The organism is Nibrella saemangeumensis, assembly GCF_039541915.1.
Classification (GTDB): domain Bacteria; phylum Bacteroidota; class Bacteroidia; order Cytophagales; family Spirosomataceae; genus Nibrella; species Nibrella saemangeumensis.
This window is the reverse complement of sequence record NZ_BAABHD010000075.1, coordinates 73,334-97,023: the sequence shown is the minus strand read 5'-3', so window position 1 is coordinate 97,023 and position 23,690 is coordinate 73,334. Positions and strand designations below refer to the sequence as shown.

The window sequence follows — 23,690 nt, the reverse complement described above, 5'->3', positions numbered from 1 at the left end:
TGCCCCCACCAAAGTGGCTTTGCCGGCAGTGAAGAACAAGCGCTGGGTGCGCAACGCCATCGACCATTTTGTGCTGAAGAAGCTGGAAGAAAAAGGCCTCACTCCTGCTGCCGAAGCCGACAAGGCTACGCTGCTGCGCCGGGTGAGCCTGGACCTGACGGGCCTGCCCCCCACACCCGCCGAAGTAGATGCGTTTCTGGCCGACAACTCTCCCAATGCCTATGAGAAGGTGGTAGACCGGCTGCTGGCGTCACCACATTATGGGGAGCGGCAAGCTACAGAGTGGCTGGATGTGGCCCGCTACGCCGATACCCACGGCTACCAGGATGACGGTTTACGAACTATGTGGCCCTATCGCGACTGGGTCATCCGGGCCTACAACCAGAACCTGCCCTACGACAAGTTCATCACCTGGCAGCTCGCTGGCGATATGCTCCCTAGTCCTACCAAAGATATGATGCTGGCAACGGCTTTCAACCGAAATCACCAGCAAAGTCAGGAAGGTGGCATTGTCGATGAGGAGTATCGGGTGGAATACGTAGCCGACCGAACCAACACCTTCGGCAAAGCCATGCTAGGGTTAACGGTGGAGTGCGCCCGCTGCCACGACCACAAATACGACCCCATTAGCCAGAAAGATTACTTTTCGCTGTACGCCTTCTTCAATAGCAACAACGACCGGGGCCAGATTCCCTACAATGGTGAAGCCGCGCCGACCATCACGCTGACTACCCCCGAAGTAGATGCTCAGTTAAAGTTCATCCGCGAAAAGATTACCCCGCTACAGCAGCAGCTTAACCCCAACCGGCCGGAGTACCACCAACGCTTTGCGCAGTGGCTCACCCAGGCCGAACGCAATCCGGTATCGTCGCTGAATACGGGCCTGATTGCCCATTACACCTTTGACGAAGAAGACCGGGGCGACATTAAAGCCTACCTCAAAGCGGAGGAAGAAAAACGTAAACTGGAGCAGGAGAAACGCAAGCGCGAAGAGGCCCGCCGGAAGCCCGGCGAGAAAAAGCCGGAGGAGAAGAAGGTAGCGAAGCGTAAAACCAAAGAAGAACTTTTCAAAGACCCGCGCAACGCGTTCTGGAACTCAGTCAACGATACCATTCCGGCCCGCCTGGGTGGCGACCCGGATAAGTTTCCGTATACCGTGCCGGGGCGCTTTGGGAAGGCCCGCTACCTGCCCGGCGACAGCTACATTACCCTGCCCGGCGACTTTGCCGTATTCGAGCAAAACCAGCCGTTTACCCTCAGCAGTTGGTTTAACCTGTCGAAGCCTAACATCGAAGGTACCCTGATGGGCCGGACCACGGGCCCAATGGACGGAAACCGTGGCTACCAGCTCGACCTGCTGCCGGACGGACGTCTGAAACTAACCCTCAGCCACGTCTGGCCGGATAACACCCTTGATATTGAAACCATCGACAAGGTACCCGTCAGGCAATGGTTCAACGTGGCGATGACGTACAATGGGCTGGGCCGCACGTCCGGGCTTCATCTCTACATGAACGGAAAGCCAATGCGAGTGCAGGTGATTACCGACAACCTGAAGCACAGCATGATTTACGGCAAGGACCGTACGCACTGGGCGCAGCACTCGTTCTACGTTGGCCGGATGCATGATTACTACACCAAGGATTATGCGGTGGATGAACTGCGGATTTACAACCGCTGCCTGACACCACTTGAGATACCGCAGTTAGCCGGTCAGCCGGATGCGTTAACCACTGCCCTTTATACACCGGCAACCAAACGAACACCGGCTCAGCGTACCGGTTTGTACAACTACTACGTAACAAACCACGATGCCGGCTACCAGTCCGCTTTTGCCAAAGCCATGAAGCTGCGCAATGAAGAACTGATGCTCTACACCAACTCCGATCAGGTGATGGTGATGAAAGAGCGCAAGTTTCCCCGCAAGACGTTCCTCCTGAAGCGAGGAGCCTACGATGCCCCCGGCGACGAGGTGGCACCAGCTACACCTGCGCAGTTGATGGCATTTCCTAAAGATTTGCCTAAGAACCGGCTGGGATTAGCCAAGTGGCTGCTGCATCCGGAGAACTCCCTGTTCAGTCGGGTGATGGTTAACCGGGTTTGGCAGCAGTACTTTGGGCAGGGGCTGGTTAAGAGCAGCGACGACTTTGGCAACCAGGGTGCCCTCCCCTCCCACCTTGAACTGCTCGATTACCTGGCGGTCCACTTTAGGGAGAGCGGGTGGAATTATAAAGCGTTCCATAAAATGATTGTACTGTCGGCTACGTACCGGCAGTCATCGGCGGTATCACCCCAGGCGCGGGAGAAGGATCTGGATAATACATTACTTTCCCGTGGTCCCAGCTACCGGATGTCGGCGGAGCAGGTGCGCGACAATGCCTTAGCGGCCAGTGGGCTGCTGAACCGGAGGGTAGGCGGGCCTAGTGTGCACCCGTACCAGCCAGATGGCATCTGGGAAGCACTGGCTACCCGGAACACGACCAAATACGTGCAGAACCACGGCGACAGCCTCTACCGCCGGTCGATGTACACCATCTGGAAGCGTTCTTCGCCCCCGCCAATGATGCTTAATTTCGATGCTTCGGAGCGGCACTTCTGCATTGTCAACCGCCAGAAGACCTCTACCCCGCTACAGGCGCTGGTGACGCTCAACGACCCGCAGTTTGTTGAAGCGGCCAGGGTGTTGGCGCAGACACTCCCGACAGCGCTATCCAGAAATCGCCCAGATAACGCAACACTTGCCTCAGCAAATCAGGGTAAAATTCCCGTTCTGTTTGCGGCCAACGGGCAGACCCGGAGTGAATCTGCGGAACAGACTGTTGCTAACACGATTAACTATCTGTTCAAGGCCATCATCAGCCGCCCGGCCCGGCCTAAAGAGGTGGCATTGATGACCCAACTGTACAACGACGAACTAGCCGATTTTCGGAAAAACCCGAAACGCGCCCAGGAACTACTTACGGTGGGCGAATACCCGGTCGACAAGCGTATGCCGGCGGCCGACCTGGCGGCCTGGACGGTGGTAGCCAGCACGATTATGAACTTTGACGAAGCCATTATTAAACGATAACCGGAGCCATGTACAACCTGGAAGACGAGATTCATGATCAGCTCAGCCGCCGGAATTTCCTGGGCAAAACCAGCATCGGCTTAGGTTCGCTGGCCCTGGCCTCGCTGCTCAATCCGAAGTCTTTACTGGCCGCGCCCAGCGAAGGCGGAGCGTTAGGTAAACCCCAGTTTCCGCCAAAAGTCAAGCGCATCATCTACCTGTTCCAGAGTGGAGCCCCGTCGCAGCTTGAACTGTTCGACTATAAGCCCAAGCTGGAAACAATGTGGGGAGAGGACCTGCCGGAATCGGTGCGGAAGGGGCAACGCCTGACGGGCATGACCGCCGGCCAGAGCCGTTTTCCGCTGGCTGCGTCTAAATTCAAATTTGCGCAGTACGGTCCGGGCCGGATGTGGATTAGCGAACTCTTGCCTTATACCTCCAAAGTTGTCAATGATCTGTCTTTCATCCGGACCATGCATACGGAGGCCATCAACCACGACCCGGCCGTCACGTTCTTTCAGACGGGCTCGCAGCAGGCCGGCCGACCGTCGTTTGGCTCCTGGGTGAGTTATGGACTGGGCTCCGACAATCAGAATTTACCGGCCTTTGTGGTGCTGCTCTCCAAAGGCCGCAACGGCGACCAGCCCCTGTACGCCAAATTGTGGAGCAACGGGTTCCTGCCCTCTATCCACCAGGGCGTGGTGTTCCGCTCCGGTCCCGACCCGGTGTACTACCTGAACAACCCGCCGGGTATTGATAAAACCAGCCGCCGGCGCATGCTCGATTATCTGGCTCAAATGCACCAGGAGCAGTACAAGCAGGTGCTCGACCCGGAAATTAATAACCGGATGGCCCAGTACGAGATGGCCTACCGGATGCAGACCTCCGTACCCGAAACGCTGGATATTTCCAAAGAGCCGAGTTATATCTTTGACATGTATGGCCCCGACTCCCGCAAGCCGGGTACGTTTGCGGCCAACTGCCTGCTGGCCCGTAAGCTGATTGAGAAAGACGTGAAGTTCGTGCAGCTCTACCACCAGGGCTGGGACCAGCACGGTAACCTGCCTAACGACATTCAGATTCAGACTAAGAGCGTTGACCAGCCCTCGGCCGCACTGATTATGGACCTGAAACAGCGTGGTCTGCTCGAAGATACGTTGGTTATCTGGGGTGGCGAGTTTGGCCGTACCAACTACTCGCAGGGCAAACTGTCAAAAGACAACTACGGTCGCGACCATCACCCCCGCTGCTTCACCATCTGGATGGCGGGCGCGGGCGTCAAAAAAGGAATGGTGTACGGCGAAACCGATGAGTTCGGCTACAACATTGCCAAAGACCCCGTACACGTGCATGACTTCCAGGCCACAGTGCTGCACCTGATGGGCGTCGACCACGAGAAGCTGACGTTCAAGCACCAGGGTCGCCGGTACCGCCTGACCGATGTTCACGGCAAAGTAGTGAAGCCGCTGCTGGCGTAGTACCTCAAATTAGCTGTACAGCCTATATCACAAAGCCTTCATCTTTGGAGGCTTTGTGATATAGGCTGTAAGAGTAGTAGGGTACCGGGCTGAGATAAAAAAAGCTAATTATTCCAACGCTTTTATATCCTCTAAACTTTCCAGCCGGGCCACCAGGCCCCAACCATAGAAATCATTGGCGATTCCAATCAGCAGCTCATTGTCACCAGCTTTGAGTGGCACCACAAACGAACTATTGTCGATGGAACACCGACCATCGGGGTTCTTTCTGCCTGCCGACGAGCGATATAAGTTTTTATCCACAAATACGGGTTGCCCATTCACAAAGCCCCACACTTCGTCGCTGAAACCAAGCCGCAGTAATGCTTTATGTGCCGTGCTGGCCGTAATTTTTGTCTTTAACCAAACAAACCGGCGCTTGGTACTACCTCCCAACTGCCGCGTAATGTTCACCATCCCCTGCCGTTCGGCGTCGATGGCTGTCCAGACTATATCATCTTTAGGTAAGCTTTGGCTAACCGCTTCTTGGCCCGGCGGCAAATCAATGGCTGCACTCATCTGCCAATGACGCAGGTAGCGCGGGTCGGTGTGGGTGGGATCGTAGCCGGGGCCATTGGGAACATCCTGCACTACGCCCGGTTTTATCACAAAACGGCTGACCATCGCAGCCCCGTCAAGCGAAATACTACCCGACGTAGCATCGGCCTCTAAATATGGGATGTGCAACGCTGGCCGGGCCATGTCGTTGACATAGACGCGCATCTGCTTCCCCGACACGACTAATTTGATATGGTTCCATTCATTGACTTTTACGAGGGCAGGCCCCTGAAATTGCGGCATCATATCCCACAGCAGAACCCCTTTAATGTAGGGCGCAGACTGGATGGCATCGGCTGCCAGTGGGTTAGTTGTGGCCTGCACAACCCGCAGATACACGTATTCTGATTCGTTGGCATCTTTCTGGCGGAAGTAAATGCCCATAAATCGCGGGTCCTGCGGTTCCACATCAAACTCGATTGTCCCATTCTCAAATGTGACATTTTTAAGAGACACCTGCTCAGAGTTGGGCGCTATTTTCATGGTCGGCACGCCTTTATGAGTGATAAATTCTACCTTATCGGGTTTAAACGTCCAGGCTTCGGCGGTCATGGGTACCGCAAATTCTGTGGGCACGGCGGCTACCTGTTTCTTTATCTTTTGCGCCAGGCTATTTACCGACAAGAGCAGGAGTCCTATAAAGACAATTTGATTTCGTTTCATAAAGAAGTCTAATTCTGCAAGCTTATTTTTTGAAAAGCAACAATAGGCTTGTTTAAACATGAGTGAAAATCCTGGTTAACCTGAAACAAAGATGACTTTTGCACACAGAACGCGCCATTCAATCGTTGTGCAAGTTGGTGCAAGTCTGTACAAGGCAGCAGAATAGGGGCATTAGTAGAGCAAAAACACATTCATGACACCTGATGACCATTTATTGGAGAAATGCCGCCGGCTTATTGAGGAGAAATTAGGCTGGGGCAACAGCGAAGTGTGGACTAACCGGGACTTCTGCGAACTGAGCGAAACAATTTTCGAGCAAACTCAAATAAACCTAAGTCCAACCACGCTCAAACGTATCTGGGGCCGGGTGAAATACGAAAGTTTGCCCAACCTGACGACGCTGGATACACTCGCCCGTTTTCTGGGCCACGAAAATTGGCGGACGTTTAGACAAAGCTACTCCAACGGCCCGGAACAAAGGCAAGCAACTATCCGTCCGATCGATGAGCCTGCGGCAGCATCAACTGACGATATGCCTCCTCGACCTCTCGAAAAATACGGACGAATCCCGGTCGGGAGGTGGGTAGTTTGGGGGAGTGCGGTGCTAGTCGGTTGTGCAGCCTGGATGGGGTTAAACACATTTTCTCGTACCAAACCTACTACAAAAGCCCCTGCCGGGTCGTCGTTTGCGTTTAGCAGTCGTCCCGTCACACGGGGTATTCCTAACTCCGTTCTGTTTACCTACGATGCCACCGCATCCCCCACTGATTCGGTCTATATCCAGCAGTCTTGGGATAAAAAACGGCGATTTCGCGTTAACAAAGCACAGCACACCTACACGTCGATCTATTACCAGCCCGGCTTTTTCAGGGCCAAACTGGTTGTTGGCGATTCGGTCGTACAGGAACACAATCTGCTGATTCCATCTGATGGCTGGGTCACAACGGTCAACAGGGAACCGGTACCCGTGTATTTCTCACAGGAAGAATCTATTCGGAATGGGGTATTGAGCGTTCCGGTCTCCTTGCTATCCTCACGAAATATTCCAATGCAACCGCAGCCGCTTTGGGTAAGCTACAGCAACGTACCGCCGTTTGAGGGGCTTCGCAGCGACAATTTTCTATTCGAAACCGAAGTCCGACATGACTATCGGCAGGGGTCGGCAGTTTGTCAGCAGACCAAAATTACGCTGCTGCTCGAAAACGATGTCATTGTTGTTCCCCTGTGTCAGCTGGGTTGTGTTTCGGAGTTAGGTTTATTCATCGCCGGCAAAGTGGTTGATGGCAAAACCGCCGATTTGTCGGGTTTTGGAAGCGACTTATCGCGCTGGACCAGCGTCCGCTGTCTCGCTAAAAATCGGCATTTACAGCTTTGGGTCAACGATCGACTGGCTTATGAAACAATTATACCCAATTTACCCACTCGCCTTATTGGTATCCGGTATGGCTTTGAAGGCACTGGTTCCGTAAACTATGTCAAACTGTCGCATCTGGATGGGACGGTAGTATATGCAGAAACATTTTAACAAAATCGCAACATCACTCAGTAATTTACCAAATCAACTACTGCCAATAAATGACTTTTTACGCTTAAGCTGCCAGCATAGCCGGCTAATGCCTCCACCTACGGAGGCTTTTGTTTTTTGCGTCAGTTTAAACAGTTTTCGGCCGAAAAGCCTTTTACTCGTAAACCGTAATTGTATACCTTATGGAGTGGCTCGACCTAAACTGGACGGATGCGTACACTGATTTCAGCCGTTGGCTGCGGCAAAACCGGGCTTTTTCGGGCTGGGTTTTGCTGGGCATTGCGGTGGTGGCCGGCCTGATCATTAATTTTCTGGTAACGCAGATCGTCCGGTTTATTTTGCGCCGGGGGCAGCATGAAACACTCGGTCTACTGCGGCTGCACGTCCGCAACGCGTTCTATGTCTTTTCGCCCGCACTTTGTTTTCTGATACTGACCAATCTGCAACGCCGGGCATTGGTCCGGCACCCCATCGCGAGCACTATTTCCGAAGCTTTCTTTATCATTGCGTGTACATGGCTGGTTGTGCAACTGCTCAAAGTGGTGGAGTTGCTGCTGATACGCGGCTACGATACCAGCCAGGACACCCAACTGCACATCCGGAAATATGTAACGCAGATAAAGTTTTTTCGCCGGTTGGTAGCTACCGGGGTAGTCATCATCGGCTTCTCTATTTTGCTGCTCAGTTTCCAGGGTGGACGCAAAGTGGGCCTGAGCATTCTTACCTCGGCGGGTATTGTGAGTGTGGTGGTCGGTTTTGCGGCCCAGCGGACGCTGGCCAACCTGCTGGCGGGTATTCAGATTGCCTTTAACCAGCAAATCAGGGTAGACGATGTGGTGGTGGTTGAAAACGAGTGGGGCCGGATTGAAGAAATTAACCTCACCAATGTAGTAGTCCGGCTCTGGGACCGGCGCCGACTGATTCTGCCGATCACTTACTTCGTAGAAAAACCGTTTCAGAACTGGACCCGCTCGCAGGCATCGGTGCTGGGGGCCGTAATGCTGTACCTTGATTACCGTGTGCCCGTCGACAAACTTCGGCATAAGTGCCGGGAACTGGTCGAAGACCATCCGCTCTGGGATGGCGAAGTCCTTACCGTGCAGGTAACGGATACCATGCCAGACTGCATTCAGGTGCGGGTACTGGTCTCGGCCCGGAACTCGGGCGAGGCCTTCGACCTCCGCTGTCTGATTCGGGAAGCGATGATTGAATACCTGCGCGAACACCATCCGGAAAGCCTGCCGCAAACCCGGCTCCAGTTTGTGGACGCATCCCCCAGATTACCGGACAAAAAAGAAGCGCCGGAGAATCCTCCCGCGCTATGAAAACACACCCTACGTATCGGTTATTTCGACGTAGCCATAACCATTCTGATGTTCAGCTTGGCACCCGTTTGCAGTACATCGACCAGGTCCTGCACGGTCAGCGATTTGTCGAACCGCACCACCACGGTCGGTTCAGCAATACCGGCCATAATCGACTTTAGTTCATTTTCCAGGTTTTCCGGTGATACGGGCCGCTTATCAATGAAGTATTGCTTGTTTCCATCCACTGACAGCGTCACCTGCTTTTTACTCAACTGCTGCGTGGAGGAAGCCTTAGGCAGCATCAGCTTAATGACGTTCGGATTGGCCACCGTCGATATAATCAGGAAGAACAACAGCAGGAAGAACATGATGTCGTTCAGCGAAGAGGTGGCAACTTCGGCCTGAAACTTACTTTTTCTTCTTAGTTTCATGATTTTGTCTCCGTCTCAGCAATTACCGCACCCGCGCCATTTCGGTAGGCTTCTGGAGCACTTCCATAAACTCAAACGCGTTGATCTCCATCTTCAGCGTAAACTTCTCAATCATCATGTTGAGCAGGTGGTAGCCGCAGTAGGCAATTACCCCCACGATCAGCCCGGCTCCTGAGGTAATCATTTTCTCGTACAGACCACCGGCAATAATCCCTACGCTGATGTTATCGGAGAGTGAAATGTTATAGAAAATGCGGATAATACCGGAGATGGTTCCGATAAACCCGAGCATCGGGGCAATACCGGCAATAATACCGAGGTAGCCCAGATTCCGCTCCAGCCGGGAGATTTCAATCTGGCCAATGGTTTCCATGGTACTCTCAATCTCCTTAATGGGCGTACCAATACGGCCAATCGCTTTTTCCAGAATTCGACCGGCTGCCGTTTTCTGATTCCGGCAGAATGATTCCGCTGATTTGATATTTCCCTGCAGCACCATGTCCTTAATGTTATCAATGAACCCATCGTCTATGCGGGTCTGGGAACGAATAAGCACGTAGCGCTCAATAATCAGATAGATTGTCGCTAACAGCAAAAAAGCGATGGGGACCATTACCCAACCGCCTTTGGCTACCAGATCGAAAAGTTGCAGACTTTGTTCGGTGGATGCGGCAGCAGCCGTCGAGTCAGCGGCAGGAACCTGAAGCAATATCATATGTGGTAAGCAGGAAGTTAAAATGTCTTGGCTGAGCGTAATCTTCTCGCAGTTCAACGAGTCAAATCTTGTAAATATTGTTCCCGTAACTACTAATCGTAAAGAAAACCCATCCTATAGACTTATTCAAGCAAACTGCCGAAGGGTTTTAAAAATTTCTTCTGAACTGTACGCTTTCGCTTTCCAGGCTGCCAGACGTGGATTCATCAGCCGAAACCAAAGTGGGGGTAACATTGCCATCAGGATCATCAACGGATAGCCAAACGGCAGCTGCGGACTCTCATCAAAATGCCGGAGTACCTGGTCTGGCCGTGCCGCATAGGCGTGGTGGTCGGAGTGGCGCTGAAGCTGAAACAAGACCAGGTTACTGATATACTGACTCGCATTCCAGGAGTGCAGCGGGTTTACCCGCTCATACTTACCGGGCGCAATCTCCCGGCGGATAATGCCGTAATGTTCGATGTAATTTACCGACTCCAGCAGCAGAATACCAATCAGGCACTGAGCTACAAAAAATACGGTTACTATCCAGACGATGTACCCGGCAGCCAGACTAAATCCGGTAGTGAAAACTACACACAGCAATACCGGCAGAATAACGAACCAAAGCATTTCGTTCTGCCGGCTCCATACCTGATGCCCAGCTTTCTTCAGCAGACCCTTCTCAATACGCCAGGCGCTGCAGTAGCCGCCGATCAGGGTTTGCCACCAGAAGGCGTATAACGACTGGTTTTTGCGGGCCGTTGCCGTATCAAGCGGAGTGGCTACGTGAACATGGTGGCCGCGATTATGCTCGATCAGGAAGTGCATGTAGCTGACCGACAACAGCGCCAGTTTTGCATGAACCTGCGCAATGCGGCTGCTCCGATGTCCCAGTTCGTGGGCAATATTGATAATGGTACCCGAAAAGATGCCGATGCTGAACATAAGCCCGACTTGCTGCTTCAGCGTCATCGGGTCAAACACCAGCATCCAACAGCCCCAGACCAGCAGGCCATATTGCAGATACACAAACGAATAGACCAGCACATCGAAATAACAGTCCTCTACTACACGTTCGTAATCCTCTCTGGCTACATTAGCCCGGTCTTTGCCAAAGGCCGCATCCAGCAGCGGCAGCACACCATAGGTATATACGCACCCGGCAAAGGTCCAGGCCGGTCCGCCGAGGTAATAACTGCCGACGATAACCGCCAGCAGGCTGTACGACCACAAAAACCCAAACTTCTTCAGCGGCTTCATGGCGGGTAACGTTTAGCCCTTAGCTCACATTTTTATCAGAATCTTGCCATGGCGTCCCTGCCGGTCGGCATGGTCGACGGCCTGATGGATCTCATCCAGGGAATAAGTAGCCTCCACCGGCAGCTGAATTTTACCCGAGGCCAGCAGGCTGATCACATTTTGGGCCACACCCTGCCGCGTTTGGCTATCCACCCGGCGCATCCAGTCGGTCAGCCAGAAGCCTTTAATGGTCAGTTCCCGGAATATCATCAGACCCGCATTGAGGGTAGGGTCCTGTAAACTTAACAGACCGTAAATCAGCATAACGCCCCCCTTGCTCAGACATTTCTGCGCTTCGGTAGCTACATGGCCGCCAACGGCATCCAATACACAGTGTACTCCTTTGCCTTCGGTTATCTGCTTGACCCGGCCGGCCAGGTTTTCGGTTTCGGTATTGATGACCTCGGTCAGACCCATTTCTTTCAATTCCTCGTTGAGGTCATCACGCCGAACGGTGCCGATAGTTTTAATTCCCTTCATCTTACAGAGCTGAATTACCATTTTACTGAACGCCGAGCCGGCGGCCGTTAGCATCAGCCATTGATTTGCCTGCACACCCGACTCCTGTAGCATGGCATAGGCCGTAAACGGATTGACAAACAACTGGGCCGCCACCTCATCGGGCATGGCGTCCGGCACCGGAATCAGACTCCGCTGATGCGCAATGGCGTATTCCGACCATGTGCCGATGCTCGTAAAGCTCACCCGCATGCCGGTGCGCATCTGCACGCCTTCGCCTAATGCATCAACAACACCCACCCCTTCAAAGCCAGCTCCGGACGGAAACTGAGGCCGGATACCGTACAGGTTCTGAATAAACATCAGGTCCGACGGATTTACCGGACTGGCAATCACCCTGATACGAACTTCACCGGGTTGTGGTTCCGGTAATGGCCGCTCGTCTACTTCCAGTACGTCTTCAGGCTTTCCGCTCTTGTAGAACAGGATTGTTTTCATAGAATGGTGGAATGAGGTTGTATGTGACCCAAAAATATCATTTAATTCGCACAAACTATCCCTTAACCAAGTCAGCATGCAAACTTCTCCGTTCCTTGGTGAACTCATCGGAACACTTGTACTTCTCATATTGGGCGACGGCGTAGTCGCCAATGTTTTATTACGCCATACCAAAGGCGAGGGGTCCGGCTGGATCGTGATTACCACTGGTTGGGCCTTTGCCGTGACTATGGGTATCTTTGTCGCCAAAGCATTTGGCAGTATTGATGCTCACCTGAATCCTGCCGTCACCGTCGCCTTTGCTGTAGCCACCGGTGACTTCACAAATGTGCTCAGTTATGTTACAGCACAACTGATTGGCGCTTTTCTGGGTGCTATCCTAGTCTGGTTACATTATTTACCCCACTGGTCAACCACCCCCGGCCCAGGTACCAAACTGGGTGTATTTGCTACGGCCCCCGCTATTCGCACCATACCGGGTAACTTCATCAGTGAAGCCATCGGAACCTTCGTACTCATTCTGGGAGTAGCGGGTATCTCATCGAGGAACATCGGTACGCTGGCGGTAGGATTTGCGCCCTATCTGGTGGGCATTCTGGTCTGGAGTATCGGTCTCTCGCTGGGTGGCACCACCGGCTATGCCATCAATCCGGCCCGTGATTTGGGCCCCCGACTGGCGCACGCTATGCTGCCCATCCCCGGCAAAGGCTCATCAGACTGGGGCTATGCCTGGTTACCGGTTGTAGCACCCATTGTGGGGGGTATTCTGGGTGGTTTGTTTATACGGTGGTATGCGTTGTAGTGTCCAATAGCTATAGCGCATAAAACAGTCTAAAAGGCGTAACAGGTTTCATGAATTCATCTACTCAACGTCAATACCAGCATGACGTACTTATCGGCAGTCTTACGCAAATTTTTGGTCAGCTGCCCGACTCGGTCCTCTCTAGCATTGAATCTAAATTAATATGGATGGAGCTGCCTGGCGGAGAAACCTTGTTTCACCAGGGGGAGGCCGGTGACTCGTTGTACTTTGTCATCAGCGGACGGCTACGGGCTTTTCTCAACACAGAGGCAGGCCCGGTAAATATTGGGGAGATCAAACGGGGCGAATCGGTGGGTGAAATGGCCATTTTTACGGGCGAACCCCGCATGGCTACCATCATCGCAGTCAGAGATACGGTCCTGATAAAACTAACCAAAGCGGCCTTTGAGGAATTGGTCCTGGCTTACCCAAACGTGCTGATGGGCGTAACCCGGGTTGTCATCAATCGCCTGAACAAGATGCAAAAGCCACCGGCACTCCTTAAAAAACCAGTTACCATTTGCTTTATTCCTATAACCCCGACCGTTGATCTGCCTGCGCTGGTGGCCACCCTGCATCCTTACCTGAACCGCAAAGTAAAAAGTCTGGTACTGTCCAGTCAGTCCGTCGATCAGGTACATGGTCACAAAAACTTATCCCAAACCGACCACACCCACACAGAAGAGTACCGGAAGCTGACCGGCTGGCTGGAAGAGCAGGAATTACAGCATGAATTTTTGATCTACCTTGCCGATCCAGCACCTACTGAGTGGACAAAGCGCAGTTTACGCCATGCAGACGATGTAATTCTAGTGGCCGACGCTCTCCAGCCGCCAGCGCTAAGTACACTGGAGAAAGATTTGCCTCAACTCAGTGATCCGGGTACCGGCGCTACCCAAATTTTACTGCTCCTGCACAAGGCCGGCACTATTTGCCCAGCGGGAACCGACCAATGGCTGGGCCCCCGCAGCGTGAAAGCACATTATCACATCCGGCCGGAGCTCCCGAAAGATGTAGCCCGGCTGGCCCGTATCCTTAGCGGTTCGGCGGTCGGTCTGGTGCTGGCGGGCGGAGGAGCCAAAGGATTTGCTCACCTGGGCGTTTACCAAGCGCTGCAGGAATATGGCATACCCGTCGATTTCGTCGGAGGGGCCAGCGCCGGCGCCTTAATGGGTGCCTATATTTCGTTTGATCTTCCGCCCGAAACCATTCGGAACTTTGCCCGAAAATCTGCCAAAGCCAAACCCGCCACGGATTACAACCTGCTTCCACTCATATCTCTGATCAAAGGCAAACGGTTTAATCGGGTTATAAAAGAAAGTATTGACGATTGTGTGGGGTTTAACGTGCGGATGGAAGATGTCTGGCGAACGTTCTTCACCGTTGCCGGCAATTATACCAGAGCTTATGAGGAAGTGCACATGCAGGGTTTTATGGCCGACTGTCTTAACGCTACCATTGCCATTCCTGGTGTTTTTCCTCCCGTTATCCGGGGCAACGATCTCCTGATCGACGGTGGAACATTCAACAACTTCCCCACCGACGTGATGAGCCGCATGGGAGCTGGTAAAGTAATTGGTGTGGATTTGAGCCGGGATAAAGTCTTTGCACTCGACATTACCGAAATGCCTGACAATTGGGCCCTGCTCCTGGACAAATTCAGGCCCCGGAAGAAACGGAAATATCACCTGCCCTCACTATCGTCCATATTACTGAACACGACGCTCATGCATAGTACCGCCCGTTATCAGGAGAACAAGCAATTCACTGACCTGTATTTTAATCCGGACGTTAGCCGCTTTGGCCTCATGAGGTGGGACGCCTTTGATACCATTTATGAGATTGGCTATACCCACGCAAAAGAGGTTTTGAGTAAGCTTACCGAGGCAGAGGTGGAGCAATGGCGGTCATAGGTTATCTCCATAAAGCAGACTCCTGACAATCCTACAGAAAACCAATAAATTCATATATTGCGGCCAACTTTGGCTTATTCTAACAACGCCTTCCTACTATTCCGATGCCCTACGTAGCCGCTATTGACCAGGGAACTACCAGTACACGCTGTATTGTATTTGACCGTCAGGGAAAGATTGTCTCCCTCGCCCAGAAAGAACACCAGCAGATTTACCCCCAGCCGGGCTGGGTCGAGCATAACCCCGAAGAAATCTGGCACAATACGCAGGAAGTCATTGCCCTGGCCCGGATTGAAGCCCAGCTACAGGCCCACGACATTGTGGCCGTGGGCATTACCAACCAACGGGAAACAACTGTGGTCTGGAACCGCCGGACCGGTAAGCCGTATTACAACGCCCTGGTCTGGCAGGATACCCGCACCGACGCCCTGGTGGCCCAATACGAGCGCGATGGAGGTCAGGATCGCTTTCGGGCGGCTACGGGTCTGCCGCTGGCGACTTATTTTAGCGGACTGAAGTTAAAATGGATTCTGGACAACGTGCCGGGGGTTCGTGAAGATGCCGAACGGGGGCTGGCTATCTTCGGCAATATGGATACGTATATCATCTGGCACCTGACCGGCGGCCACTACAACGGTATGCACATCACTGATGTGACCAACGCCAGCCGCACCCAGCTGATGAACCTCCAGACCCTTGAATGGGATGATGATCTGCTTCAGGCTTTTGATATTCCGCGAGCGATGCTGCCGCAAATCCGGTCCAGCAGTGAAGTTTACGGCAAAGTGACATCGGAGGTATTGCCGGGTGTGCCAGTGGCGGGTATCCTGGGCGACCAGCAGGCAGCGCTGGTCGGACAAACCTGTTACGAACCGGGTCAGGCCAAAAACACCTACGGTACCGGCTGTTTTCTGCTGATGAACACGGGTACCGAAATCCGCCAGTCTACCTGCGGATTACTCACCACCGTTGCATATCGGTTTCAGGACCAGCCGGCGCACTACGCCCTCGAGGGTAGCGTAGCCATTACAGGGGCCCTAGTTCAGTGGCTGCGGGACAATCTGGGCATCATCGAAAACAGCGCTGATATAGAGTCTCTGGCCGCTACCGTTTCCGACAATGGTGGGGCGTACTTTGTTCCAGCCTTCTCCGGCCTGTACGCGCCTTACTGGAAAGCCGACGCCCGCGGAGTGATTGCCGGTTTGACCCGGTTTGTCAACAAGGGTCACCTGGCGCGGGCCGTGCTGGAAGCCACCGCTTACCAGACACTCGATGTGGTGAAAGCCATGGAACAGGATGCCGGTATCCATCTGAACTCCCTCCGCGTAGACGGTGGTATGACGGTAAATGAACTCCTGATGCAGTTCCAGGCGAATCTGGTGGATGTGCCGGTTGTGCGTCCTCTGATTACCGAAACTACCGCCCTCGGGGCGGCCTACGCTGCCGGACTGGCCGTTGGCTTCTGGTCCGGCTTTGACGATCTGCGCCAGAACTGGGCCGTCGCCAAAACCTGGGAGCCCAGTATGGCTCCTGAAGACCGGAACCAGCTCATTCGCGGCTGGCAAAAGGCCGTAGAGCGGTCGTTTGGCTGGGCTGAGTAGCAGACCGGAACGGCAATCCGTTTTTAGATAGCCGGACCGGAATACAATTCCGGTCTACATTGCTAACTTTGCGGCTGTACGTGAGCACCGGACTGGGTTATGACACATCAACTTGTACTGAAAAAGCCGTTGGCCTTCTTTGACCTCGAAACAACCGGGGTTAGTGTGGCCAGGGACCGCATTGTCGAAATCTGCATCGCTAAGGCATTGCCCAACGGAGAAGTGGTTATCAGGGATCAGCGTATCAATCCGCAGATCCCTATTCCGCTGGAGACCAGCCTGATTCATGGAATTTATGACGAAGATATCAAGGACGCTCCTCCGTTTAAGGCGGTAGCCCGGTCACTGGCGCAGTTTCTGGACGGCTGCGATCTGGCGGGTTTCAACTGCAACCGCTTTGATGTGCCCATGCTGGTGGAGGAGTTTTTGCGGGCTAATATCGATTTCGACATGAAAAACCGGCGGCTGGTTGATGCGCAACGCATTTACCACATGATGGAGCCCCGAAACCTGTCGGCAGCGTACAAGTTTTACTGCGGTAAAGACTTAATAAATGCCCATAGCGCCCAGGCCGATACCCTGGCGTCATTTGAGGTGCTGAATGCGCAGGTGCAGCGCTACCTCGGCCGGATGGTTAAAGACGATAAGGGCAACGAAATTCTCCTGCAAAACGATGTGGAGGTACTTCACTCCCTGAGCGCCAGCAATGTGGTGGATTTTGCCGGGCGTATGGTCTATAACGATAAAGGCCAAGAGGTATTTAATTTCGGCAAGCATAGCGGCAAGCCCGTTATCGACGTGCTGCAAAAAGAACCCTCTTATTACGACTGGATGCTGAACGGTGATTTCCCGCTCGATACCAAACGAAAACTGACCGAGATCAGGCTGCGGATGTTTAGCAGCGGACTTACCAGCAACGGAAGAAAGTAAGTTTTCGGCGTATAAACCAAGACTGTCGTCGTTGTTTGGCCGTTCGCTAATTTCATCATCCCTTTGAGCAAGCGGTATTTATCCCTACCTTTGCCGCGACTTTTTTAACCTGCGTTCTATGCAGCCTATACAACCTGTTAATATACCGGAGGTAATTCAACAGATCCCTCTTAATTACTATTTGATTATCAGTACGGCTTTGTTTGTGATCGGCATTATCGGCGTACTGACCCGGCGGAATGTCATCATTATACTCATGTCTATTGAACTGATGCTGAACGCCGTAAACCTGCTGCTGATTGCATTTTCGTCGTACCGCGCCGATCCGTCCGGGCAGGTGTTTGTCTTCTTTATCATGGCCGTGGCAGCCGCTGAGGTTTCCGTTGGACTGGCCATCATCGTGATGATTTACCGCAATATCCGCTCCATTGACGTGGGGCTGCTTAATAAGTTAAAGTGGTAACCGTACCTGAACTGTATCGCTTGATCCTGACTGTTTTACATCCATGCAGATAGACTTACTCTGTATTTTAATCCCGCTATTTCCGCTTATTGGCTTTGCCATCAACGGACTTGGTTTCCGCCAAATTCCCAGGGGGGCTGTTGGCCTGATCGGCTCGGCGGCCGCACTGGCCTCATTTGCCTGCTCCCTGTATCTGTTCGCTTTTTTCCGGACGCAGGTGGGTATTACCGGTAGCAACGCACCCATTATCGCCAATCTGTTCGATTGGATCAGCGTCGGCAGCCTGAACATCAACTTCTCCTTTCAGATTGATCAGCTATCGCTGCTGATGCTGTTGATTGTCACCGGCGTTGGTTCACTGATCCATATTTACTCCATCGGCTACATGAAGCACGACGAGGGATTTGGCAAGTTCTTCGCTTTCCTGAACCTCTTCCTGTTTTTCATGCTGTTGCTGGTAATGGGCTCCAACTACGTAGTGATGTTTATCGGCTGGGAGGGCGTTGGGTTATGCTCGTACCTGTTGATTGGCTTCTGGAATACCAATACCAACTACAACAATGCCGCCCGTAAAGCCTTTGTCATGAACCGGATCGGTGACCTGGGTTTCCTGCTGGGTATCTTCATGCTCATTAATACCTTCGGTTCAGTGGAGTACGTGGATATCTTCGAAAAGGCGACTCGCTTTACCATCGGTGATACAACCATACTGGCCATAACGCTGCTGCTGTTTGTGGGGGCGGCTGGTAAGTCAGCCCAGATTCCGCTGTACACCTGGCTACCCGACGCCATGGCCGGCCCGACGCCGGTTTCGGCCCTTATCCACGCGGCAACGATGGTGACGGCGGGTATTTACATGATCGTCCGCTCCAACGTGCTGTATACGCTGTCTCCGCTGACGCTGGAGATCATCGGCGGCATTGCCATTGCTACGGCGCTGCTGGCCGCGTCCATTGGCCTGGTACAGAATGATATCAAGAAGGTACTGGCGTACTCAACGGTTAGCCAGTTAGGCTATATGTTCCTGGGCCTCAGCGTTATGGCGTACACGGCGGGCATGTTCCATGTAATCACGCACGCCTTTTTCAAGGCTTTGCTGTTCCTCGGAGCGGGTAGCGTTATTCACGCCATGTCCGACGAGCAGGATATCCGGAATATGGGTGGCCTGCGTAAATACCTGCCGGTTACGTTCTGGACCTTCCTGATCGGTACCATTGCCATATCGGGTATTCCGCCGTTTGCCGGTTTTTTCTCAAAAGATGAGATTCTGGCGCACGTTTTTATGCACAATAAAGTGTTATGGGTACTGGGCCTGATCGGCTCAGCCATGACTTCGTTCTATATGTTCCGCCTGCTGTTCCTGACCTTCTTTGGCGAGTTTCGGGGGACAGAAGAACAACGCCACCATTTGCACGAGTCACCAGCGTCAATGACCATTCCGCTGATTGTGCTGGCCGTCTTATCAGCCGTGGGCGGCCTTCTGAACCTGCCAGGTGGCGGCTGGCTGAGCGACTTTATGTCGCCGTTGTTTGAACCCTCCCGCCGTGTGAATCCGCAGGCATTTGCTGATGCTACCATCGACCACAGCACGGAGTACATGCTAATGGCTATTTCGACCGGTGTTGCGATACTGTCGCTGGTTGCGGCTTATGTAGTGTATGTCAGTCGCCGGGCGGTACCCGCTTCAGATGCGGTAGAGCGGCCGGTTGCCGAGAAGGTGCTGTACAACAAGTACTACATCGATGAACTCTACGAAACAATCATCGTCCGGCCGATTCGAGGATTAGGGGACGCCCTGTACAGCTTCGGTGAATTTATCATCGACGGTATTGTCAATGGCGTGGCCTGGCTGGTGCGGGCAAGCTCGGCCCAGTTACGGCTGTTACAGAACGGCTCTGTTGGTTTCTACGTCTTTGCGATGGTCCTCAGTATTGCCGCCATCGTTGCCTTACGATTCTTTATCAGATTCTAAATACGTCTAAGGTTGGCACGCAGAACGTTAAACCTTAAACCTCAAACGTAAAAAAATGCTTACGCTTGCTCTTATCTTATTTCCCATCGTAGCGGCTCTGTTTGTATTAGCCATCAAAGGTGAATCAGCCAAGCAAGTGGCATTCGGAGCTGCCCTGATTGAACTGGTGCTGGCGGCTTATGCCTTCGTGCAATTTGTCCCGAACGCCCAGTCGCAATTCGGCTTTGACTACCCCTGGCTGGCATCAGGTGGTATCCGGTTCACCGCGGGGATCGACGGCATCAGTCTGCTGCTGGTCGTGCTCACCGGTTTGCTGGTACCCCTGATTATTCTGTCGGCGTTTCGGCAGCAGTACGACCGGCCGTCGGCGTTTTATGCCCTGATTCTGTTTATGCAAGCAGCCCTGATGGGGGTATTTACCGCCCGTGACGCGTTTCTGTTCTACCTCTTCTTCGAGGCAGCCTTGATCCCGATCTATTTTCTGGCGGCTATGTGGGGTGGCGAAAACCGAATTCCGGTCACGCTCAAGTTCTTTGTGTATACCATCTTCGGCAGCCTGTTCATGCTGCTGGGCATCATTTATCTGTACTACCAGACCGGGTCGATGGTGGCCGGACCGCCGGTTGCCGGCGCGCCCGCCATCGGTGCCGCCCACTCGTCAGCCATTGCTGATTTTTACACCTTAAACCTCAGTCCGGCTGCGCAAGGCTGGCTGTTCTGGGCGTTCTTTATTGCCTTTGCCATCAAAATGCCGGTGTTTCCGTTTCATACCTGGCAACCCGATACCTACGTTGAATCCCCCACGCCGGCTACGATGCTGCTGGCGGGTATCATGTTAAAGATGGGGGTTTACGGGGTGATCCGGCTGATGCTGCCAATTGTTCCGGCCGGAGTTGATGTCTGGGGTACCACGGCCATGGTGCTCGCCATCATCGGTATTGTGTACGGCTCTGTCATTGCGATCCGTCAGCGGGATATGAAACGGCTCATTGCCTACTCATCATTCGCGCACGTAGGCTTGATGGCTGCCGGGGTATTCTCCCAAACGGCAAATGGCCTGCAGGGCGCGCTGGTACAAATGCTGGCCCACGGTATCAATGTAGTCGGCTTGTTCTTCGTTGCTGAAATTATTTTTTCCCGTACCAACAGCCGGATGCTCGACCAACTGGGTGGCATTACCCGTACTACACCCAAACTGACGGTTTATTTCATGATTATCCTGCTCGGCAGTGTAGCGCTGCCGCTGACCAATGGGTTTGTCGGCGAATTCCTGCTGCTGTCGGGTGTCTTCAGCTATAACAACTGGTTGGGCGCTATTGCTGGCCTGACCATTATTCTGGGGGCAGTTTATATGCTCCGGATGTATCAGAAAAGTATGTTTGGCACGGCTTCGGCACGGACTGCAGGGTTCGCGGATGTAAGTGGCTCTGAAAGCTGGGTGCTGATTCCGCTCGTGGTTATGGTATTCTGGATTGGTATGTACCCCAACACCTTCCTGAAACTGACCGAACCGGCTGTCACTAATTTATTACAATACATCACCGGCTAACCGGTCATAAAAAGAGATACACGAACTTAACCAAATACTATGCTTCCCATCGTTCTGTTATCGGTTTTTGGGATCATTCTCCTCTTCCTGGGTTTCCAGAAATCCCGGGCGGTGCTGCTGCCAGCCTGCCTGTTGTTCATCGTAGTGGCACTGGCTACTACCTTCATCGACTGGAATAAGACCTATCTGTATTTCAACGGTATGCTGCTGATGAACAACCTGGCAATGGTGTTTATCGCTATCGTGCTCATTTCTGCGTTTATGGTGGTTGCTTTGTCGGGCCACTACCTGGAAGACGAAGCTGCTCAACCCGCTGAATATTATGCCCTTCTGCTGTTTTCGCTGGTTGGTGCGATTATGATGATCACCTTTGAGAATCTGATCATGCTTTTTGTAGGCATAGAGATTCTCTCTGTAGCCATGTACATCCTGACCGGCAGCGATAAGCATAACCTGCGTTCCAACGAAGCCGCCATCAAGTATTTCCTGATGGGTGCCTTTGCTACCGGTATCATGCTTTTTGGTATAGCGTTGCTGTATGGGGCAACCGGCTCTTTTGCCGTTTCTGGCATTGCGGGGTATGTAGGCACCGGAAGTGGTGTATCACTCCTGTTGTATATGGGTCTGCTGCTTTTGCTGATTGGGGTTTTATTTAAGGTATCGGCTGCTCCCTTCCACTTCTGGACGCCCGACGTATATGATGGCGCACCTACCCTGTTTACCGCTTACATGTCTACCGTTGTGAAAACGGCCGGCTTTGCAGCGCTGCTGCGGTTATTATCCCTGCCGTTCAGCGGGGTTTACGGCTTCTGGTGGGTCATTCTGGCCGTTATTACGGCGCTAACGCTGGTAGCGGGTAACGTGACGGCTGTTTACCAGAACAGCTTCAAGCGGATGATGGCATACTCCAGTATCTCACACGCCGGGTACCTCTTAATCGGTTTAGCGGCCCTGACCCAACAAAGCCGGCAGGCACTGGTTTTCTATTCGCTGGCTTATTCGCTGGCGACAATTTCGGCATTTGGTATTTTGCTGCTGGTTGCCCGCGAGCGGTCCATGAATCAGCTTAATACAGACAACCGATCCGACGAAAGCTTTGACGCCTTTAACGGGTTAGCCCGCAAAAATCCGTTGCTGGGGTTTGTTATGGCGGTGTCGATGCTCTCGCTGGCGGGTATACCGCTGACGGCCGGTTTCTGGGGTAAGTTTATGGTATTCTCAGCCGCTGCCGAGCGGGGTATGATCTGGCTGCTGGTGGTAGCGGTGCTGATGTCGGCGGTTGGTATCTATTACTACTTACGGGTTGTCATTGCCATGTACTTCCGGGAGGGCTCTATGGAAAGCATCCGCATCGCACCTTTTTACCGCTTTGTACTCATTGCCGCTACAGTTCTGACGATTGCACTGGGTATAGCACCCGGCCTGATTCAGGGACTGGTCTAGTGTAAACGCTGACCGTTGGCTCATATACCTTTAGGTATAAGGTCCGGCAACGAAGCTTTTTTGTAGTTTCGCGGGTTGGCTATTGAAACGATACAGAAACCTTTCCTATTGTTAGGACGTGAACGTGACCGCGACTCAACCTGTGAAGTACAAAGGTCTTAAGGGCTTCTTTAACTTTTTTCTGACCGCTCTGTTGGGAGCGTCGGTCAATTTCGTAAGCCAGATCTTTTACAGACAATATTTCGACTTTGACGCTAGTGTTTTTATGGGTTATCTGACGGCAACCGTCGTTAGTTTTCTGCCCACAAAGATCTTTGCCTTCTCGGCCAAGCAAACGGGGAATACTGGGCGCGAAGCTGTCAAGTTCGTGATCATTGCGTTGGTGGCTTTGGTCGTGCAGGTCTTAGTGTCAAAGTACACCCTGGAGTGGGTGGCCAATCCATTCCTCCCGTTCCTTGAGAAGTTCTACCGCGAAAAGAGTTCACACGTAGTGGGTATGGGCTTTAGCTTTATGGCCAATTATTTCGGCCATAAGTTGCTTACCTTCCGCAGCACTGGCATGTACGATCGCATTCGCTCAAAATCAGCCCGACAAAGTGAAAAGCAATTTTAGATTAATATTAGAAAACTTCTAATCTATTTTTGCACTATTCCGCTCCTTATGTGGCTTTAATCAAAATTTAAGACAGCTTTAATTGCACCGCTTAGAAAGCTGCTAATTTTGTATCCGGAATCTAAAACGCCACTAACGAAATGAAAAAAGTATTTGCTTTACTGTTTGTGGGTAGCATGCTGACCTTTGCTGCCTGCGAAAGCAAAACCAGAACAGAAGGAGCTTCAACCGATACCACCACGACTACGGTAAACGCTTCTGAAACCACATTGACCAGTGATACAGCCGCTGCCGCTGCCACTACGGATACTGCTGCGGCTGCTTCAGCAACAGCTACCTCAACAACGGCCACCGGTACTACAGCGACAACGGGTACCGAAAGCACCACGAAGTAATCAATC

At 52.8% G+C, this 23,690-nt stretch carries 19 protein-coding genes; 14 read left to right on the top strand and 5 right to left on the bottom strand.

The annotated features are described in order from the left end of the window. Nucleotides 1-3,070: DUF1553 domain-containing protein (locus tag ABD949_RS21480; RefSeq protein ID WP_345246874.1), on the top strand; the 3,070-nt coding region annotated here is incomplete at its 5' end. Nucleotides 3,071-3,078: 8 nt separating this feature from the next. Further along, nucleotides 3,079-4,527, top strand: a complete 1,449-nt coding sequence (locus ABD949_RS21475; RefSeq protein ID WP_345246872.1) for a DUF1501 domain-containing protein — start codon at nucleotides 3,079-3,081, stop codon at nucleotides 4,525-4,527. A 108-nt stretch (nucleotides 4,528-4,635) separates the two neighbouring features. On the opposite strand, the gene ABD949_RS21470 is transcribed toward ABD949_RS21475, so the two are convergent. After that, nucleotides 4,636-5,787 (bottom strand): LamG domain-containing protein, encoded by a 1,152-nt coding sequence (locus ABD949_RS21470; protein WP_345246870.1) that lies wholly within the window; start codon nucleotides 5,785-5,787, stop codon nucleotides 4,636-4,638. A 193-nt stretch (nucleotides 5,788-5,980) separates the two neighbouring features. Between ABD949_RS21470 and ABD949_RS21465 the strand changes: the two genes are divergently transcribed. Then, entirely contained in the window at nucleotides 5,981-7,312 is a 1,332-nt protein-coding gene (locus tag ABD949_RS21465; RefSeq protein WP_345246868.1) for a hypothetical protein, read from the top strand. Between the two features lie 182 nt (nucleotides 7,313-7,494). Beyond that, nucleotides 7,495-8,637, top strand: a complete 1,143-nt coding sequence (locus ABD949_RS21460) for a mechanosensitive ion channel family protein (protein ID WP_345246866.1) — start codon at nucleotides 7,495-7,497, stop codon at nucleotides 8,635-8,637. Between the two features lie 20 nt (nucleotides 8,638-8,657). Here ABD949_RS21460 and ABD949_RS21455 read toward each other — a convergent pair whose 3' ends face one another. From ABD949_RS21455 to ABD949_RS21440, 4 genes are all read right to left on the bottom strand, one after another. Next, nucleotides 8,658-9,050 (bottom strand): ExbD/TolR family protein, encoded by a 393-nt coding sequence (locus tag ABD949_RS21455; protein WP_345246864.1) that lies wholly within the window; start codon nucleotides 9,048-9,050, stop codon nucleotides 8,658-8,660. 22 nt (nucleotides 9,051-9,072) lie between these two features. Next, complete coding sequence (locus tag ABD949_RS21450; RefSeq protein WP_345246862.1) at nucleotides 9,073-9,765, bottom strand: MotA/TolQ/ExbB proton channel family protein; 693 nt, start codon at nucleotides 9,763-9,765, stop codon at nucleotides 9,073-9,075. A 126-nt stretch (nucleotides 9,766-9,891) separates the two neighbouring features. Then, nucleotides 9,892-11,007, bottom strand: a complete 1,116-nt coding sequence (locus tag ABD949_RS21445; protein WP_345246860.1) for an alkane 1-monooxygenase — start codon at nucleotides 11,005-11,007, stop codon at nucleotides 9,892-9,894. Nucleotides 11,008-11,031: 24 nt separating this feature from the next. Further along, entirely contained in the window at nucleotides 11,032-12,003 is a 972-nt protein-coding gene (locus ABD949_RS21440; RefSeq protein ID WP_345246858.1) for a zinc-dependent alcohol dehydrogenase family protein, read from the bottom strand. 76 nt (nucleotides 12,004-12,079) lie between these two features. Between ABD949_RS21440 and ABD949_RS21435 the strand changes: the two genes are divergently transcribed. The 10 genes from ABD949_RS21435 (at nucleotide 12,080) to ABD949_RS21390 (ending at nucleotide 23,684) form a co-directional block, all read left to right on the top strand. Further along, the gene (locus ABD949_RS21435) at nucleotides 12,080-12,805 is read left to right on the top strand and encodes an MIP/aquaporin family protein (RefSeq protein WP_345246856.1); all 726 of its coding nucleotides are present in this window, start codon (nucleotides 12,080-12,082) and stop codon (nucleotides 12,803-12,805) included. 167 nt (nucleotides 12,806-12,972) lie between these two features. Next, a complete protein-coding gene (locus ABD949_RS21430) occupies nucleotides 12,973-14,718 on the top strand; it encodes a patatin-like phospholipase family protein (protein WP_345246854.1) in 1,746 nt (581 codons plus the stop codon). Nucleotides 14,719-14,822: 104 nt separating this feature from the next. After that, nucleotides 14,823-16,319: a glycerol kinase GlpK gene (gene glpK, locus ABD949_RS21425; protein ID WP_345246852.1), complete on the top strand. Its 1,497-nt coding sequence runs from the start codon at nucleotides 14,823-14,825 to the stop codon at nucleotides 16,317-16,319. A gap of 99 nt (nucleotides 16,320-16,418) precedes the next feature. Further along, on the top strand, nucleotides 16,419-17,249 hold the full coding sequence (locus ABD949_RS21420) for an exonuclease domain-containing protein (RefSeq protein ID WP_345246849.1): 831 nt from the start codon (nucleotides 16,419-16,421) through the stop codon (nucleotides 17,247-17,249). A gap of 118 nt (nucleotides 17,250-17,367) precedes the next feature. Continuing rightward, nucleotides 17,368-17,712: an NADH-quinone oxidoreductase subunit NuoK gene (gene nuoK, locus ABD949_RS21415; protein ID WP_345246847.1), complete on the top strand. Its 345-nt coding sequence runs from the start codon at nucleotides 17,368-17,370 to the stop codon at nucleotides 17,710-17,712. 43 nt (nucleotides 17,713-17,755) lie between these two features. Further along, nucleotides 17,756-19,684, top strand: coding sequence for an NADH-quinone oxidoreductase subunit L (gene nuoL / locus ABD949_RS21410; protein ID WP_345246845.1), 1,929 nt, complete (start codon nucleotides 17,756-17,758; stop codon nucleotides 19,682-19,684). A gap of 55 nt (nucleotides 19,685-19,739) precedes the next feature. Further along, the gene (locus ABD949_RS21405; RefSeq protein WP_345246843.1) at nucleotides 19,740-21,233 is read left to right on the top strand and encodes a complex I subunit 4 family protein; all 1,494 of its coding nucleotides are present in this window, start codon (nucleotides 19,740-19,742) and stop codon (nucleotides 21,231-21,233) included. A 39-nt stretch (nucleotides 21,234-21,272) separates the two neighbouring features. Continuing rightward, nucleotides 21,273-22,676 (top strand): NADH-quinone oxidoreductase subunit N, encoded by a 1,404-nt coding sequence (locus ABD949_RS21400; RefSeq protein WP_345246841.1) that lies wholly within the window; start codon nucleotides 21,273-21,275, stop codon nucleotides 22,674-22,676. A gap of 142 nt (nucleotides 22,677-22,818) precedes the next feature. Beyond that, on the top strand, nucleotides 22,819-23,289 hold the full coding sequence (locus ABD949_RS21395) for a GtrA family protein (RefSeq protein ID WP_345246839.1): 471 nt from the start codon (nucleotides 22,819-22,821) through the stop codon (nucleotides 23,287-23,289). Nucleotides 23,290-23,429: 140 nt separating this feature from the next. Continuing rightward, a complete protein-coding gene (locus ABD949_RS21390; protein WP_345246837.1) occupies nucleotides 23,430-23,684 on the top strand; it encodes a hypothetical protein in 255 nt (84 codons plus the stop codon). Nucleotides 23,685-23,690 lie beyond the last annotated feature (6 nt).